The 16,359-nt window shown below is 71.9% G+C and carries 14 protein-coding genes; 2 read left to right on the top strand and 12 right to left on the bottom strand.

Annotation, left to right across the window (positions count from 1 at the left end):
• Positions 1-808: 808 nt before the first annotated feature.
• From AB0E77_RS31940 to AB0E77_RS31925, 4 genes are all read right to left on the bottom strand, one after another.
• Complete coding sequence (locus AB0E77_RS31940; protein ID WP_361577787.1) at positions 809-2,227, bottom strand: sugar porter family MFS transporter; 1,419 nt, start codon at positions 2,225-2,227, stop codon at positions 809-811.
• Between the two features lie 215 nt (positions 2,228-2,442).
• Positions 2,443-6,006, bottom strand: a complete 3,564-nt coding sequence (gene smc / locus AB0E77_RS31935) for a chromosome segregation protein SMC (protein ID WP_361577784.1) — start codon at positions 6,004-6,006, stop codon at positions 2,443-2,445.
• Positions 6,007-6,295: 289 nt separating this feature from the next.
• Positions 6,296-6,508 carry a hypothetical protein gene (locus AB0E77_RS31930; protein ID WP_003973418.1) on the bottom strand — a complete coding sequence of 71 codons (213 nt, stop codon included), beginning with the start codon at positions 6,506-6,508 and terminating at the stop codon, positions 6,296-6,298.
• Between the two features lie 386 nt (positions 6,509-6,894).
• The gene (locus AB0E77_RS31925; protein WP_189233053.1) at positions 6,895-7,176 is read right to left on the bottom strand and encodes an acylphosphatase; all 282 of its coding nucleotides are present in this window, start codon (positions 7,174-7,176) and stop codon (positions 6,895-6,897) included.
• A 160-nt stretch (positions 7,177-7,336) separates the two neighbouring features.
• On the opposite strand from AB0E77_RS31925, the gene AB0E77_RS31920 reads away from it, so the two are divergent.
• Positions 7,337-8,497, top strand: a complete 1,161-nt coding sequence (locus AB0E77_RS31920; RefSeq protein ID WP_361577793.1) for a CAP domain-containing protein — start codon at positions 7,337-7,339, stop codon at positions 8,495-8,497.
• A 73-nt stretch (positions 8,498-8,570) separates the two neighbouring features.
• Entirely contained in the window at positions 8,571-8,975 is a 405-nt protein-coding gene (locus AB0E77_RS31915) for a helix-turn-helix domain-containing protein (protein ID WP_361577781.1), read from the top strand.
• Here AB0E77_RS31915 and mutM read toward each other — a convergent pair.
• The 8 genes from mutM to recG form a co-directional block, all read right to left on the bottom strand.
• Positions 8,965-9,825, bottom strand: coding sequence for a bifunctional DNA-formamidopyrimidine glycosylase/DNA-(apurinic or apyrimidinic site) lyase (gene mutM, locus AB0E77_RS31910; protein ID WP_361577778.1), 861 nt, complete (start codon positions 9,823-9,825; stop codon positions 8,965-8,967). The genes AB0E77_RS31915 and mutM overlap by 11 nt on opposite strands.
• 79 nt (positions 9,826-9,904) lie before the next feature.
• Complete coding sequence (gene rnc / locus AB0E77_RS31905) at positions 9,905-10,723, bottom strand: ribonuclease III (RefSeq protein WP_361577775.1); 819 nt, start codon at positions 10,721-10,723, stop codon at positions 9,905-9,907.
• 7 nt (positions 10,724-10,730) lie between these two features.
• The gene (gene rpmF, locus AB0E77_RS31900) at positions 10,731-10,904 is read right to left on the bottom strand and encodes a 50S ribosomal protein L32 (protein ID WP_003951102.1); all 174 of its coding nucleotides are present in this window, start codon (positions 10,902-10,904) and stop codon (positions 10,731-10,733) included.
• Positions 10,905-10,906: 2 nt separating this feature from the next.
• Positions 10,907-11,551 (bottom strand): DUF177 domain-containing protein, encoded by a 645-nt coding sequence (locus AB0E77_RS31895; protein ID WP_361577771.1) that lies wholly within the window; start codon positions 11,549-11,551, stop codon positions 10,907-10,909.
• 151 nt (positions 11,552-11,702) lie between these two features.
• Positions 11,703-12,812: a cell division initiation protein gene (locus AB0E77_RS31890; RefSeq protein WP_361577768.1), complete on the bottom strand. Its 1,110-nt coding sequence runs from the start codon at positions 12,810-12,812 to the stop codon at positions 11,703-11,705.
• Positions 12,813-12,944: 132 nt separating this feature from the next.
• Positions 12,945-13,424: a pantetheine-phosphate adenylyltransferase gene (gene coaD / locus AB0E77_RS31885; RefSeq protein WP_361577790.1), complete on the bottom strand. Its 480-nt coding sequence runs from the start codon at positions 13,422-13,424 to the stop codon at positions 12,945-12,947.
• 26 nt (positions 13,425-13,450) lie between these two features.
• The gene (rsmD, locus tag AB0E77_RS31880; RefSeq protein WP_361577765.1) at positions 13,451-14,038 is read right to left on the bottom strand and encodes a 16S rRNA (guanine(966)-N(2))-methyltransferase RsmD; all 588 of its coding nucleotides are present in this window, start codon (positions 14,036-14,038) and stop codon (positions 13,451-13,453) included.
• A 48-nt stretch (positions 14,039-14,086) separates the two neighbouring features.
• Positions 14,087-16,351, bottom strand: a complete 2,265-nt coding sequence (gene recG / locus AB0E77_RS31875; RefSeq protein ID WP_361577762.1) for an ATP-dependent DNA helicase RecG — start codon at positions 16,349-16,351, stop codon at positions 14,087-14,089.
• Between the last annotated feature and the right edge of the window lie 8 nt (positions 16,352-16,359).

Raw genomic sequence — 16,359 nt, 5'->3', positions numbered from 1 at the left:
TCCCCCTCCGCCCGGCCGGGCGGAGGGGGACGTTTCGCGTCGGCACGGGGTCGAGGCCCGAGGCAGGGGCCGGGGGCGCCCCCGGCCCGGAGGCCGGATGCCGGGGCCCGGAGGCCGGGGCGTCGAGGCGGGGCCCGGAGGCAGGGGCGTCGAGGTCGGGGCCTGGAGCCCGGGGCCGGAGACCGGAGACCGGAGGCCGGGGCGTCGAGGCCGGGGGCCGGAGGCCGGAGGGCGGAGACCGAGGCTCGGAGAGCGTGGCTCAGGGCTCGGGGCTCATGGCTCGTGGCCAGGGCGTCGGAGGCAGGGACCGGGGGCGTCCAGGGCAGGGCTCGGGGCCAGGGCGTCAGAGGCAGGGGACCGAGGCGTCCAGGTCGGGGCTCGGGGCCAGGGCGTCAGAGGCAGGGACCGGGGGGCGTCCAGGGCGGGTGCAGGGGCGTCGGGGTCGGAGGCCGGGGCCGGAGGCCAGCGCCGGGCCACAGGGTCCGACGCGCCGCATCGCACGCCGCCCCGGGGGGGGGGCGCAGTCCGGTCCCCGTCTGCTTGCGGTACCGGCTCCCGGGCGCCCCGCGCAGGGACCGGAAGCCGCCCGTCGGCCTTCACGCCGGTCCGAGCGGCGGCCCCTCCCCCGCCGCCCCGGCCCGCGCCACAGCCCGGGCGCGGCGGGCCGCCGTAGGTGCCCCGCCCACCGGGCGGTCCCGCAGGCAGGACACCGCCGCCCCCGTCCGGAGATCCGGACGGGGGCGGCGGCACGGTACGGGGAGAGGGGCAGCGGGGATTGGGCCCTTCCCCCCGGGTTCGGGGCGGGCGGTCAGCCCATCTCCTCCAGGGCCTTGCCCTTCGTCTCCTTCACGTACTTCAGGACGAACGGGATGGAGAGCGCGGCGAAGACCGTGTAGATCACGTAGGTGCCGGAGAGGTTCCAGTCGGCCAGCGACGGGAAGCTCGCGGTGATGGCCCAGTTGGCGATCCACTGCGCGGACGCGGCCACGCCCAGCGCGGCGGCGCGGAGCCGGTTCGGGAACATCTCGCCGAGGAAGACCCAGACGACCACACCCCACGACAGGGCGAAGAAGAGGACGAACACGTGGGCGGCGATCAGGGCGACCCAGCCCTGGGTGGCCGGGAGCTTGCCGTCGACCAGGTCGAAGGAGAACGCCCAGGCCTCCAGCGCCAGGCCGATCACCATGCCGACCGAGCCGATGAGGGCCAGCGGCTTGCGGCCGACACGGTCCACGAAGATCATCGCGATCACGGTGCCGACGATGTTGATGATCGACGTCGTGAACGAGTAGAAGAAGGAGTCCGTCGGGTCGACGCCGACCGACTGCCACAGCGTCGAGGAGTAGTAGAACGCGACGTTGATGCCGACGAACTGCTGGAAGACCGACAGGCCGATGCCGATCCAGACGATCGGCTTGAAGAAGAAGCTGCCGCCGAGGAGGTCCTTGAAGGAGGACTTCTCCTCGCGGTGCATGGCGTGCTCGATCTCGGCGACGCGGGCGTCGAAGTCCACGTCCTTGCCCTCGACCTCCGCGAGGATCTGCTTGGCGCGCTCGTGCTTGCCGACGGAGACCAGGAAGCGCGGGGACTCCGGGATGGCGAAGGACAGCAGGCCGTAGAGGACGGCCGGGATCACCATGACGCCGAGCATGACCTGCCAGGCCTCCAGGCCCATCAGCTCACCGCGCTGGTCGCCGCCCGCGGCGTTCAGCAGACCCCAGTTGACCAGCTGCGACACGGCGATGCCGATGACGATCGCGGCCTGCTGGAAGGAGCCGAGCCGGCCGCGGTAGGCGGGCGGGGAGACCTCGGCGATGTACGCCGGGCCGATCACCGAGGCCATGCCGATGGCGAAGCCGCCGATGATGCGCCACAGGGCGAGGTCCCACAGCGCGAACGGCAGTGCGGAGCCGATGGCGCTGATGGTGAAGAGGACCGCCGCGATCTGCATGCAGCGGATGCGGCCGATGCGGTCGGCGATGCGGCCGGCGGTCGCGGCGCCGATGGCGCAGCCGATCAGCGCGACGGCGATGACCTGGGCCAGCACCGCGGAGCCGACGTCGTAGCGGTCCCGGATGGCCTCGACGGCGCCGTTGATGACGGAGCTGTCGTAGCCGAAGAGGAAACCGCCCATCGCGGCCGCCGCCGCGATGAAGATGACGTGCCCGAGATGATCGGGATGAGCCGTTCGGGCTCCTGGATTGGGTGCCTGCGCTGTGCTGGCCACGTGTACTCCTCGGGCTTCCGGCAACGCTGCCGGGGTGGTTCGCCCTTCGAGGTGCCACTGGTAGGTACCTGAAGGTAAAAGCAACGTTGCAGAGACTATGCCTTCAAGTTTCGAAGTCAATAGGGCGAGAGCTGTGAGTTGTCCGACGCTCGCGAGCGCATTGTGTTCAAGAGTTGAAGGTCAGGTGTCCGACCTGCAACGCGACTTTCAGCCGTTCACACAGGCCGGCGCAGGCGCTGGCTGATGACCTTCGACACGCCGTCGCCCTGCATGGAGACGCCGTACAGCGCGTCGGCGACCTCCATCGTCCGCTTCTGGTGCGTGATGACGATCAGCTGCGAGGCTTCCTGGAGCTCCTGCATGATCCGGATCAGCCGCTGCAGGTTGGTGTCGTCGAGCGCCGCCTCGACCTCGTCCATGACGTAGAACGGACTGGGCCGCGCCTTGAAGATCGACACGAGCAGCGCCACGGCGGTCAGCGAGCGCTCCCCGCCCGAGAGCAGCGAGAGCCGCTTGACCTTCTTGCCCGGCGGCCGTGCCTCGACGTCCACGCCCGTGGTGAGCATGTTGTCGGGGTCGGTGAGCACCAGGCGTCCCTCACCGCCGGGGAAGAGCCTGCTGAACACGCCCTCGAACTCCCTGGCCGTGTCCCGGTAGGCCTCCGTGAAGACCTGCTCGACGCGCTCGTCGACCTCCTTGACGACCTGGAGCAGGTCGGCGCGGGTCTTCTTCAGGTCCTCCAGCTGCTCGGAGAGGAACTGGTGCCGCTCCTCCAGCGCCGCGAACTCCTCCAGGGCCAGCGGATTGACCTTGCCGAGCTGCTGGTACGCCCGCTCGGCGGCCTTCAGCCGCTTCTCCTGCTCGGTCCGTACGAAGGGCCGGGGGCGGTTGCGCGGGTGCTCCGGGTCCTCCGGGAGCTCCTCGCCCTCGGCGGGGGGCGAGGGCGGCACCAGTTGATGCGGCCCGTACTCGGCCTCGAGCCCCGCCGGTTCCACACCGAGTTCCTCCAGCGCCTTGGTCTCCAGCTGCTCGATGCGCAGCCGCTTCTCGGCGCCGAGTACCTCGCCCCGGTGGACTGAATCCGTCAACTTGTCCAGCTCGGCCTTGAGATCGCGCCCCGTGGTGCGCGCGGCGGCCAGTTCCTGCTCGCTCCGGGCCTTCGCGGCCTCGGCGGCGGTGCGCTCCTCGTCGGCGCGGGCCAGGGAGACCTCGACGTGCGCCAGCAGCTGCCGGGCGCCCGCGGCGACGGCCTCGGCGACGGCCGCCTCGTGCCGCAGCCGGGCCCGGCGCTGTTCGGCACGCGCGCGTGCCTCGCGTTCCGCGCGGGCGGCCCGGTCGAGGGAGTCGGCGCGTCCGGCGAGCGCCTTGACCCGCTCCTCGTGCGTACGGGCCTGCAGGCGCGCCTCCATCTCGGTCTGGCGTGCGTTGGCGCCGTCGGCGGCGAGCCGGTCGCGGACCGAGGTGTCGGGTTCCTCCTCGACGGGCATCTCCTCGGCGACCGCGAGCCGCTCGGCCAGCTCCTCGACCTCCAGGAGCGCCTTGTCCAGCGCCTCCTGCGCCCGCTGTGCCGCGGCGGCGGACCGCTCGGCCTCCCCGGCCGCGCCCCGCGCCTGTCCGGCCAGCCTCCCGAGCTGCTGGGCGACGGAGGACTTCTCGCGGTCGGCGGCACGGCGCCGCTCCCCCAGCTCCTCGACGAGCGCGGCACACTCCCGGCGCCGTTCGACGGCCGCCTCCTGCGCCTCGGCCAGTTCGGCGCAGCGCACGCCCAGCTCCTTCAGCTCCGCGGCGGCCTCGTCCACGGACGCCTGCACCTCCAGCAGGCTGGGCGCCCCGGCGGACCCGCCCTGCGCGAAGTGGGCGCCCAGCAGGTCGCCCTCGGCGGTGACGGCGGTCAGCCCGGGACGGGCGTAGACGAGGTCCTCGGCGTCCTCCAGGGTGCCGACGACGACGATCCCGCGCAGCAGCCGCCGCACGGCCGGCATCAGCTCGGCGGGCCCGTGGACGAGGTCGGCGGCATACGGCGGCCCGTCCCCCCGCGGCTCGTGCGGTACGTCGTCGGGGGCGCCGGCGAGCAGCAGGGCGGCGCGGCCGGCGTCCTGCTTGCGCAGGTGCCGGATGGCATCGGCGGCGGCGGCCGGGGACGCCACCGCCACGGCGTCGGCGGCGGCCGCGAAGGCGGCGGCCACGGCGACCTCGTGGCCCTGTGCCACGGTGAGCAGCCTCGCGGCGGGGCCGAGCAGACCGGTGAGGCCGTCGCGGGCGGCGAGCAGCGCGCCGGTGCCGTCCTTGCGACGCAGGCCCAGGGCGAGGGCGTCGTGGCGGGCCTGGGTCGCCGCGCGCTCGCGCTCCGCCGCGGTGGCCGCCTCACGGGCGGCGCTCTGGGCGGCCTCCGCTTCGGCCAGCCGGCGCCCCGCGGCCTCGTGCCGCTCGGCGAGTTCCCGGTCACCGGCGTCGAGTCCGTCGACTTCGGCCTGGAGCAACTCGTACTCCTCCTGAGCGGCGGCGGCGCGTTCCCGGGACTCGTCCCGGGCGGCGGCCAGCCGCTCGATCTCGGCCTGGGCGGAGGCGGCGCGGGAACGGGCGGCGCCGACCTGTCCGCTGAGCCGGGCGAGCCCTTCGCGGCGGTCGGCGATGGCGCGGGCGGCGTCCTTGAGGCGGCGCTCCTCCAGGGCCAGTTCGCGTTCGAGGTCGGCCCGGTGGGCGACCGTGTCCTCCAGGGCGCGTTCGGCCGCCTCCAGGGCCGCTTCCAGTTCGGCCTCCTGCTCGCGCACCCGGGCGGCCTCGCGCTCCAGGTCCTCCGGGTCCCGGCCCCGTCGCTCCTCGGGAGGCGTGGAGGTGGCGCTCTTGACCCGGGCGTCGGCCAGGGAGATCGTGCCGCGCACCCGTTCCGCGAGCTGGGACAGCTCGTACCAGGTCTGCTGGGCGCGTTGCAGGCGCGGGGTGAGCCGGCGCACCTCGTCCTCCAGGTCCGCCTCGCGCCGCAGGGCCTTGCCCAGCTCCCGCTCGGCACTCTCCTTGCGCTCCTTGAGGGCGGCCTCGTCGGCGATCTCGGCCTGGAGTGCCGCCCGCAGCCGTACGAGGTCGTCGGCGAGGAGCCTGAGGCGGGCGTCCCGCAGGTCGGCCTGGATGACGGCGGCCCTTCGCGCCACCGCCGCCTGCCGGCCCAGCGGCTTGAGCTGGCGCCGCAGTTCGTCGGTGAGGTCCTGGACGCGTGCGAGGTTGGCCTGCATCGCGTCCAGTTTCCTGAGCGCCTTCTCCTTGCGCTTGCGGTGTTTGAGGACGCCGGCGGCCTCCTCGATGAAGGCGCGGCGGCCCGTGGGGTCGGCGTGCAGGACGGAGTCGAGCTGGCCCTGGCCGACGATGACGTGCATCTCGCGGCCGATGCCGGAGTCGGAGAGCAGTTCCTGGATGTCGAGCAGGCGGCAGGTGTCGCCGTTGATCTGGTACTCGCTGCCGCCGTTGCGGAACATGATCCGCGTGATGGTGACCTCGGCGTACTCGATGGGCAGGGCCCCGTCGGAGTTGTCGATCGTGAGGGACACCTCGGCACGGCCCAGCGGCGGGCGGCCGGTGGTGCCGGCGAAGATGACGTCCTCCATCTTTCCGCCGCGCAGCGACTTGGCGCCCTGTTCGCCCATGACCCAGCTGAGCGCGTCCACGACATTGGACTTGCCCGAGCCGTTCGGGCCGACGACGCAGGTGATGCCGGGTTCGAAGCGGAGCGTGGTCGCCGAGGCGAACGACTTGAATCCGCGGAGGGTCAGGGCCTTCAGGTGCACGCCGCCGGACTCTACCTTTCGGGGGTGTCTCACTCCATGAACCGGTGAACCGGCGCGGTTTCACAGGTGAACATGCAGGGCACATCAGACGTTGAAGAGGGTGAAAGGATGCACGGGGGAAGACCGGGCGGGGCACGGGTCGGGGACGGGACGGATCTGGCGGACACCGATCAGACGGACGGGGCGGGAAAGAAAGAAGGGACGCCGAAGCGTCCCTTGCAACTCTGACGAGCGAGTAGTTGTGCGGGCGGCCCAACCACTGCTGTGCCGTCGTGGAGCGATGCAGTGATCAGGTGAGCGCAGGCTCCGCCTGGTGTGCGTCAACGCTCTCCATGCTCTCCATGATCCTGTCGTGAGACGCGGCAGCCGCCAGCGCGTCGTTCTCCGCCTGGATCCGTCCGAGCTCGGATTCCAGGTCCTGGACGCGCTGCTGGAGCCGTCGCATCTCGGCGAGGAGTCGCGGGTCGGAGCCGCCGACGTAACCGAGAAGCGCCTTTGCCATGATGGATGGTCCTCCACAATGAGTGACCGACCGAAGCGGTGTGGGTCGATGGGTCGTGAGGGATTCGCACCCGCGGTGCTTGGCACTCTTGAGTTTTTACTGCCGTTCAACCATGCCAAACAGCTAAGGTGCGCGGGGCTTTCAGCGTCTCACCAAAAAGTTTGACGGTCAACACGATCACGCCCCGTATTGACCGGTGCCCGGGGCGCGCGGCCGGGAAACGGCGGCGCGACGACTCCTGCGGGCCCCTGGGGGCGTGGCGATCATCCTGGGTGCGGAGCCTGCCACGGGGACGGCGTTCTTGGCAACCACCTGCTCGTTTTCGTTCCAGCACCCCTTCCGCATCCCCTGGCTCGGGTGTCCGGCGGGCGCCGCGCGGTACCTCGTCAGCGGATGGCGAAGCCGTCGTAGCCCCCGCGGGGTGTGTCCCAGATCTCGGTGACGCCGTCCACGCGTCCGGGCGTGTCGTCGCCCCGCAGCCAGTCGAGGAGACCCTCGCACCGCTCCCTCGGGCCTTCCGCGACCACCTGGACGCGCCCGTCGGCCAGATTGAGAGCAAAACCACTCATGCCGCCGAGCTCCAGCGCCCTGGCCCGCGTGAACCAGCGGAAACCCACTCCCTGGACCTGCCCGCGCACCCACGCGACCAGCCGTACATCCTCGCTCATGACTGCAACCTAACCAGTCAATGTCACTCCGGACACTTCACCCCCTCGCACCATGCGGTACCGTCCCCACCCAATGAATCGCATCTGAAACTCACCCGATGGTGTGAGTTCTGTGGTGAACGCGAGGACCGACGACCGCGAGGACGAGGAAGGCCAGGACATGGGACGCCACCGACGCTCCGCCGCCGGCCGCGCCGCCACCGGCCGCGCCGCGCAGAGCCACCGCACGGACGGCTCGACGGGACCGGACCGGCACCCGGCGGCCCCGGCGCCGGGCGACCGCCCGACGATGGGCATCGCGCCCTATCTGAACCCCGAGGCGTACGCCGAGGTCCGTGCGAAGAGCGACGCCTACCTGTTCGGGCAGGACGACCAGGCCGGCGACGGCCACCCGACGGCGAGCCGTACGGTCCCCTTCCCCAGCGAGGGCTTCACGCCGGACGACGGTCCGGGGCGCGCCGGGTCGCGGCGCCGCCGCAGGAAGAAGGCCGTCACCCCGGTCCGTACGGGGCTGCTCGGCGTCTCCGCCGCCGTCGCGCTCGGCACGGTCGCCGTGGCCACTGGCGCGGTGCCCGGCCTCGACAACTACCGCATCGGCGGCGCCGGCGACCGGGTGGAGTCCGCGGACGTCCCGACCAACAGCCCGGCCGAGCAGGGCGGCACCTCCGGCAGCGCGGAATCCGGCCTCGACGGCGGCACGTCCGCGAGCCGCGGCTCCAGCCGCTCCGTCTCGCCGTCGGCCCCCGCGTCCTCCGCCTCGCCCTCGGCCTCCCCCACTCCGTCGGCATCGGCCTCGACGTCGGCCGCGCCGACCGGGACGCCGTCGAAGACGGAGGAGCCCGAGACCTCCACGCCCAGCCGCAAGCCCCGGCCCACGCCGTCGCGCACAGCCACGCAGGAGCCGGAGCGCAGGACCGCCGCTCCCGCCGGCACCGTGTCCGAGCAGGCCGCCGCCGAGGCGCGGGTGCTCCAGCTCGTCAACGCCGAGCGGGCCAAGGCGGGCTGCAGCCCGGTCGCCGCGAACAGCGCGCTGCGCGAACTTGCCGAGGACTTCAGCGAGGCCATGGCGGACCAGGGCTTCTTCGACCACACCGACCCCGCCGGCGCCACTCCGTGGGACCGGGCCGAGGCGGCCGGGATAAGCAACCTCGGCGGCGAGAACATAGCCCGCGGACAGGCCGACGCCCAGGCCGTGATGGACGCCTGGATGGACAGCCCGGGGCACAAGGCCAACATCCTGAACTGCGACTTCCAGACCCTGGGCGTCGGCGTCCACTTCGGCCCGGGCGGGCCCTGGTGGACCCAGGACTTCGGCTACTGAGCCGCTCGCCGAGGCGCTGTCGTGCGGTCGGCGCACCCTGCGGGGCAGCGCTGTGCTCACGTACGCTGGAGACATGTCGACCACGCAGGAGCGCACGGCGGAGCAGGAGCTCCCGTACGACGTGTTCTCCCGGGCCTGCCCCTCGCGCGGCACCCTGGAGCACGCCACGGGCCGCTGGGGCGCGCTGACGCTCGGGGCGCTGTACGAGGGTTCCTACCGTTTCAACGAGCTGCGCCGCCGCGTCGACGGCGTGAGCGAGAAGATGCTGTCCCAGACCCTGCACGCGCTGGAGCGCGACGGTCTGGTCCACCGCGAGGCCCAGCCCACCAACCCGCCCCGCGTCGACTACGAACTCACGGCCCTGGGACGCGAGGTGGCGGGGCGGCTGCTCGCGCTCATCGAGTGTGTCGAGGGACGGATGGACGAGGTGCTGGCGGCGCGCGAGCGGTACGACGCGCGGCGGACGCCTACGCCGTGACCCTCGGCGGGCGCTGGCACTTCGGGCAGTAGTAGCTGGAGCGGTTCATCCACGGCCGGCGGCGCATCGGCGTCGCGCAGCGGCGGCAGGGCAGACCCTCGCGGCCGTAGGCGTCGAGGGAGCGGTCGAAGTAGCCGGACTCGCCGTTGACGTTGACGTACAGGCTGTCGAAGCTGGTGCCGCCCACGGCGAGGGCCGCGTTCATCACGTCCCGGACATGCCCGAGGAGTTCGGCGGTGCGGGGCCTGGTGAAGCCTGCCGTGGGGCGTTCGTAGTGCAGGCGGGAGCGCCACAGGGCCTCGTCGGCGTAGATGTTGCCGACGCCGCTGACGAGGGACTGGTCGAGCAGGGCCCGTTTGATGGTGGTGCGCTTGCGGCGCAGCGCCAGGTGGAAGGCCTCGTCGTCGAAGAGCGGGTCCAGCGGGTCGCGGGCGATGTGCGCGATGACGTCGGGCAGCCCGTCGGGGGTGGTCTCGTGCAGGGAGAGGCCGCCGAAGGTGCGCTGGTCGACGAAGCGGAGTTCCGTGCCCAGGGCGTCGGCGAAGCGGACCCGGATGCGCAGGTGCTTCTCGGCCGGCGCCTCGTACGGCTGGACCAGCAGCTGGCCGCTCATGCCGAGGTGTGCGAGGACCGCCTGGCCGGTGTCCTCCAGGGGCAGCCACAGGTACTTGCCGCGGCGGCTGGGCGTGCCGATGCGGTGGCCCTTCAGACGCTGGGCGAAGTCGTCGCCGCCGGCGATGTGCCGGCGTACCGCGCGGGGGTGCAGGACCTCGGCGTCGGCGACGGTCCGGTGGGCGACCCAGCGCTCCAGTCCGCGCCGGACGACCTCCACCTCGGGCAACTCGGGCATGGCATCCCCTCGGACGGTCGGGTGGACGAGCCGAACGCCCGCCCCGGGTGTGGGACGGGCGTTCGGGCCGTGCGGTGGGTCAGGCGGAGGCGGACGCCTCGTCGGTGTTCGCGTCGACGGCGTTCGCCGTCTCCTTGGCGCGCTCGTCCGCCGCGGCCCGGATGGACCGCCACGCGGATTCCGCGGCCTGCTGCTCCGCCTCCTTCTTGCTGCGGCCGGTGCCGGTGCCGTACGAGACGCCTCCGACGCGGGCGGCAGCAGTGAAGGTCTTCTCGTGGTCCGGGCCGGTCTCCGTGACCAGGTACTCGGGGACGCCGAGCCCTTCGGTCGCGGTGAGTTCCTGGAGGCTGGTCTTCCAGTCCAGGCCGGCACCGAGGTTGGAGGACTTCTCGATCAGCGGGTCGAACAGGCGGTGCACCAGTTCGGAGGCCGCGTCGAGGCCCTGGTCGAGATAGACCGCGCCGATCACCGCTTCGAGGGTGTCGGCGAGGATGGACGCCTTGTCCCGGCCGCCCGTGCCCTCTTCACCGCGGCCGAGCCGGATGAAGGAGCCGAGGTCGAGCCCGCGGCCCACCTCCGCCAGCGCACGCGAGTTGACCACCGCGGCCCGCAACTTGGCCAGCTGGCCTTCGGGCAGGTCGGGGTGGGTGCGGTACAGCGTGTCCGTGACGACGAGGCCGAGGACGGAGTCACCGAGGAACTCCAGCCGCTCGTTCGTCGGCAGACCGCCGTTCTCGTACGCGTAGGAACGGTGGGTCAGCGCACGCACCAGAAGGGCGGACTCGAGCTGATAGCCGAGCCGCCCTTCCAGAAGCGTGTGGGACGAGGCCTGGGTGTCCGCCTTCTTCTTGGCGGGAGCGTCTTCCGCCTTCTTGGGGACTGACACAGTGCCTCTCACCAGCCGCTCAGACCTCGAGGACCTGGCGCTTGTTGTAAGTGCCGCAAGACGGGCACGCGATGTGCTGCTGCTTGGGCTCGTGGCAGCGCTCGCACGCAACCAGGGTGGGGACCGCAGCCTTCCACTGCGACCGGCGGTGGCGCGTGTTGCTGCGCGACATCTTCCGCTTCGGAACAGCCACGGCTACTTCTCCTGCTTCTCGTCGACGCCCGGTTCGGCGCCGCTCATCTCGTCCTTCTCGCCGTCTTCGAGTGAACCGGCGAGTCCCTGCAAAGCCGCCCAACGGATGTCGACGGCGTCATGGTGGTGGTCCGGGTCGTCCGACAGGCGTACCCCGCACTCGGAGCACAGACCCTGGCAGTCTTCCTGGCACACCGGCTGCATCGGCAGTGCGAGCACCACCGCATCACGCAGCACGGGTTCGAGGTCGATCAGACCGTCCTCGACGAAGAGCCTGTCCTCGTCTTCCTCGGCGTCGTCGGCCGGTTCCGCCTTCACGCGGCCCCGGTCGTCGGCGTCAGGGTACGAGAACATCTCCTGGAAGTCCGCTTCGAGCTGCTGCTCCAGCGGCTCCAGACACCTTACGCACTCCCCCTCGGCCTTGGCACGGGCGGTGCCTGTGACGAGCACCCCTTCCATGACCGACTCGAGCCGGAGCTCGAGCTCCAACGGGGCGCCTTCCGGCACTCCGATGACTCCCGCGACACCGAGGTCCCGGGGAGCGTCGATCGTGCGGTTCAGGCGCTGGAGCGCACCAGGACGCCGTCCCAGCTCGTGCGTGTCGAACACGAGGGGGTTTCGGTGGTCGAGGCGGGCGTTCAGAGCCATTCCTGCTTTCGATCTTCTGAGCTGGGGCTACGCCGCCCTGCGGTGTCCCCGGGCAGCGTGGATCGCGGACGTACGCGCGACCGAAGAGCCAGGATACTGGACCTTTCGCTCTCGGCCCAATCCGGCCCCGGGCCGGCGCCGGGCGGGGTCCTTACAGGCCGCGGCCCTGCTCGTAGGCCCGCAACTGCTCGGCGCTGATCATGCTGGTGTCGAAGAGGCTGGTCTCGTCGAGCGTCCCCGGCTGCTGGGCGGGCGGGAGCTGCGGAGGCTGCTCGGGCTGCTGGGGCTGGGCGTAGCCCTGGGCGTCGTAGCCCTGGTAGGCGTCCTGGTAGGCGTAGGGATCCGCCTGCTGGTAGCCGTACGCGTCCTGCTGTCCGCCGTAGGTCTGCTGGTAGGCGGCGTACGGGTCGGCCTGCTGCTGCGGCACGTAGCCGTACGCCGGGTCCTGCGCGGGCATCTCCGGCACGGCCTGGGCCGGTACGTGGGCCGCCGCCGGCTGCTGCCCGCCGTACTCCCGCTGCCGGGGCTGCTCGGCGGGGGCGTCCGCGAGGGCCGCGAGGTCGGCGAGGTAGTCGGCGTCGCTGGAGTGCTGGACGGTGGTGAGGTCGTCGGCGAGGGCGCCGAGGTCGTCGGTGGCGATCCGGCCGTGCAGCTTCTGGCGGCCGCGGCCGACGGCCTCCAGGGTCTTGGCCAGGACCGCCTCGAAGGCGCCGAGCTTGGTGTCGACGTAGGCGTCGGCGTCGCGGCGCAGGGTCTCGGGGTCGTGGCTGCGCTCGGGGGCGTCCTCGTCCTCGTAGCCGTTCTCGTCGAGGCCGGGCCCGGTGCCCAGGAGCTTCTCCCGGCCCCTGCCGACGGAACCGAGGGTCTTGGTGAGGACGACCTCGAAGTTGGCGAGCTTGGAGTCGACGTAGTCGTCGGCCTCGGCGCGGACCTCCTCGGCCTCCTGACGGGCCTCGGCGAGGATCCGGTCCGCCTCGGCCTGGGAGCGGCGGGCCACCTCGGTCTCGGCGATCAGGGAGCCGCGCTCGGCGTGCGCGCTCTCGATGATCCGTTCGGCCTCCTGGCGGGCTTCGGCGACCATCTGCTCGCGGTCGCCGATCAGCTCCTCGGCCTGGGCGAGCGAACCGGGGAGCTCGGCGCGCAGCTCCTCCAGCATCGAGAGGAGCTCGGCGCGGTTGACCACGCACGAGGCCGACATGGGCATGGCGCGGGCGCCGGAGACCATCGCGGTGATCTCGTCGAGCTTCTTCTGCACGTCCACCGTGTGCTCGCCACTCTCTACAGCTGTGTTGGAGACGGACGGGACGACTGTACGACCCTGGGGTGTCGCGGGGACACCGGGTGACGGAATGTCAGTCTCCGGGGGCTGCCCGGAACGCGTGCGGGGGCGTGCTCAGTCCCTCTTCAGGCGCTCGGAGAGGGCTTCGAGGACCAGCGGCGGCACCAGGTGGGAGACGTCCCCGCCCCAGGTCGCGACCTCCTTGACCAGGGAGGACGACAGGAAGCTGTAGGTGGGGTTGGTGGGGATGAAGAGGGTCTCCACACCGGAGAGGCCGTTGTTCATCTGGGCCATCTGCAGTTCGTAGTCGAAGTCGCTGACCGCGCGCAGGCCCTTGACGATGGCCGGGATGTCACGCTGCTTGCAGAAGTCGACGAGGAGGCCGTGGAAGGACTCCACGCGGACGTTCCCGTACTCGGCGGTGACCTGGCCGATGAGGTCGATCCGCTCCTCGATCTCGAACAGGCCCTTCTTGGCCTGGTTGATCATCACCGCGACGTAGACCTCGTCATAGAGACTCGAGGCCCGGGCGATGATGTCGAGATGTCCGTTGGTGATCGGGTCGAAAGACCCGGGACAGACGGCGCGGCGCACTTGAGTTCCCTCGCTCTCCGGTCCGGTCATCGTGCGTCTTCGCACGGTGAGGCGGCGCGACCGTACCAAAACGTTCCCTCGCCGTAGCGACGGGACCGGATCGCCTCGAAGCCGTCGGGCCAGGCGAATTCGCCGCCTCTGGTGCTGCGCTCCACGGTGACGAGCGCTTCCCCGGTGAGCCACCCCTGAGTGCGGAGTGTGAGCAGGATCTCGCGAAGATCGTCGTCGGAGACGGCGTACGGCGGGTCCAGGAAGACGATGTCGTACGGCTCGGCCGGGGCCGGGGTGTGGACGATCTGTTCCGCTCTGCCCGCCCTGACCTCGGCGCCGGGCAGGGCGAGGGACCTGGCGTTCTCCCGGACGGTGCGGGCGGCGCGGGCGTCGGCCTCGACGAGCAGGACGTGACCCGCGCCACGGGAGAGCGCCTCCAGGCCGACGGCGCCCGATCCGGCGTACAGGTCGAGGACCCGCTCGCCGTCCAGGGGGCCGCCGAGCAGGGACTGCCAGGTGGAGAAGAGGCCCTCGCGCGCGCGGTCGGAGGTGGGGCGAGTGCCGGTTCCCGGCGGGACGGCTAGGCGACGTCCGCCGGCCTTGCCGGCGATCACGCGGGTCATCTCGGTGTCCTTGTCGGTGTGCTCGAGCGGGCGGACGTCCCCAGTTTGTCAGCCCTTCTCCAGGTACTGCTCCCTCTCCTCGTCCACGAGGGCGTCCAGGGCCGTGCGCAGGCCGGGCAGGCCGGCCAGCTCCGGGTCGGCGGCGACCACCGCCGCCGCCTCCTGCCGTGCCTCGGCGATGATCTCCTCGTCCTCGATGACCGCGAGGACGCGCAGGGAGGTGCGGGCGCCGGACTGGGCCTGGCCGAGGACGTCGCCCTCGCGGCGCTGTTCGAGGTCGATGCGGGAGAGCTCGAAGCCGTCGAGGGTGCCGGCGACGGCGTCAAGCCGCTGCCGGGCCGCGCTGGCCTCGGGCATCTCGGTGACCAGCAGGCACAGCCCGGGGGCGGAGCCACGGCCGACGCGGCCGCGGAGCTGATGGAGCTGGGAGACGCCGAAGCGGTCGGCGTCCATGATCACCATCGCGGTGGCGTTGGGGACGTTGACCCCGACCTCGATGACGGTGGTGGCGACCAGGACGTCGGTCTCACCGGCGGCGAAGCGGCGCATGACGGCGTCCTTGTCGTCCGGCTGCATGCGGCCGTGCAGGACCTCCACCCTGAGTCCCTGCAGCGGGCCCTGCGCGAGCTGCTCGGCGACGTCGAGGACGGCGAGCGGGGGACGCTTGTCGGCGTCGCCCTCGGGGGCCTGCTTGCCGTTCTTCTTCGGGCCGTCCTCCTCGTCGCCGATGCGGGGGCAGACGACGTACGCCTGGTGGCCGTTGGAGACCTCCTCGCGGACCCGTTCCCAGGCGCGGGCCAGGAAGTGCGGCTTGTCGGCGGCCGGGACGACGTGGCTGGCGATCGGGGAGCGGCCGGCCGGGAGCTGGTCCAGGACTGAGGTCTCGAGGTCGCCGAAGACGGTCATGGCGACGGTGCGCGGGATGGGCGTGGCGGTCATGACGAGCAGGTGCGGGGGCTGTTTGCCCTTGCCGCGCAGGGCGTCGCGCTGTTCGACGCCGAAGCGGTGCTGTTCGTCGACGACGACCAGGCCGAGGTCGTGGAACTGGACCTTGTCCTCGATCAGCGCGTGCGTGCCGATGACGATGCCGGCCTCGCCGGTGGCCAGGTCGAGCAGGGCCTGGCGGCGGGCGGCGGCGCCCATCGAACCGGTGAGAAGCACCACCTTGGTGGCGTGCTCGGCGCCGCCCAGCATGCCGCCCTCCCGTCGCCCGCCACCGCCCTTCTGCGGAGGCGCTTCGCGCCACAGTCCCCAACTGGCCAGCTCGCCCATCATCTCGACGACCGACCGGTGGTGCTGCTGGGCGAGCACCTCGGTGGGCGCCAGCATCACGGCCTGTCCGCCCGCGTCGACGACGGCGAGCATGGCGCGCAGGGCGACCATCGTCTTGCCCGAGCCGACCTCGCCCTGGAGCAGCCGGTGCATCGGGTGGTCGGTGGCGAGGTCGTCGAAGATCTCGCGGGAGACCTTCTGCTGGCCGTCGGTGAGGGTGAAGGGGAGGCGGTCGTCGAAGGCGGTGAGGAGGCCGTCCGCCTTCGGTGTGCGCGGGACGGCGGGGAGTTGGGTCTCGGCGTGGCGCCTGCGGGCCAGGGCGACCTGGAGGACGAAGGCCTCGTCCCACTTCAGGCGGGCGCGGGCGTCCTCGATGTCCGCCTTGGTGTGCGGGCGGTGGATCTTCAGGAGGGCCTCGGGCAGGGAGACCAGGCCCCGGCCCTCGCGCAGGGAGTCCGGGAGGGGGTCGACGGCCTCCTGGGCGCTGGGCAGCACTGTCTGGACCGCCTTGGCGAGCTTCCAGGACTCCAGTTTGGCGGTGGCCGGATAGAGGGGGATGAGGGCACCGGCCCAGGACTCGACGGTCTCCTCGCCCTCGGCGTCACCGCGCAGCAACTCGTACGCCGGGTGGGCCAGTTGCAGTCGGCGGTTGAAGACGGAGACCTTGCCCGCGAACATCGCCCGGGTGCCCGGCAGGAGCTCCTTGTGGGGCTTGTGGACGCCGTTGCCGAAGAAGACCAGCTGGAGGCGGCCGCTGCCGTCCGTGATGGTCACTTCGAGGCGCTGGCCCTTGCCGCGCGGCGCCTTGGCGGAGGCGAAGGTGTGCAGGCGGGCGTCCGCGACCTGGGCGACCACCGTGACGTGCTCGTCCATGGGGAGGTCGGCGAGGTGGGTGAGCTGACCGCGCTCCTCGTATCTGCGGGGGTAGTGATGGAGGAGGTCGCCGACGGTGTGCAGGCCGAGGTGCTCGGCCATCACCTTCGCGGTGGCGGGGCCGAGCACCTTCTTGAGGGGTTCTTGCAGTGCGGGCACGAGATCCATTGCACACC

This window comes from Streptomyces sp. NPDC032940 (genome assembly GCF_040636935.1).
GTDB lineage: Bacteria > Actinomycetota > Actinomycetes > Streptomycetales > Streptomycetaceae > Streptomyces.
The sequence above is the reverse complement of the archived record's forward strand: the minus strand, read 5'-3'. Positions and strand labels throughout refer to the sequence as shown.

What these genes read in the sequence shown, in the direction of transcription:
- AB0E77_RS31930 (WP_003973418.1), bottom strand. Translation starts at nt 6,508, where the DNA reads ATGGCAAAGGCGCTTCTCGGTTACGTCGGCGGCTCCGACCCGCGACTC.
- AB0E77_RS31925 (WP_189233053.1), bottom strand. Translation starts at nt 7,176, where the DNA reads ATGAGCGAGGATGTACGGCTGGTCGCGTGGGTGCGCGGGCAGGTCCAG.
- AB0E77_RS31920 (WP_361577793.1), top strand. Translation starts at nt 7,337, where the DNA reads ATGGGACGCCACCGACGCTCCGCCGCCGGCCGCGCCGCCACCGGCCGC.
- AB0E77_RS31915 (WP_361577781.1), top strand. Translation starts at nt 8,571, where the DNA reads ATGTCGACCACGCAGGAGCGCACGGCGGAGCAGGAGCTCCCGTACGAC.
- mutM (WP_361577778.1), bottom strand. Translation starts at nt 9,825, where the DNA reads ATGCCCGAGTTGCCCGAGGTGGAGGTCGTCCGGCGCGGACTGGAGCGC.
- AB0E77_RS31895 (WP_361577771.1), bottom strand. Translation starts at nt 11,551, where the DNA reads ATGGCTCTGAACGCCCGCCTCGACCACCGAAACCCCCTCGTGTTCGAC.
- rsmD (WP_361577765.1), bottom strand. Translation starts at nt 14,038, where the DNA reads ATGACCCGCGTGATCGCCGGCAAGGCCGGCGGACGTCGCCTAGCCGTC.
- recG (WP_361577762.1), bottom strand. Translation starts at nt 16,351, where the DNA reads ATGGATCTCGTGCCCGCACTGCAAGAACCCCTCAAGAAGGTGCTCGGC.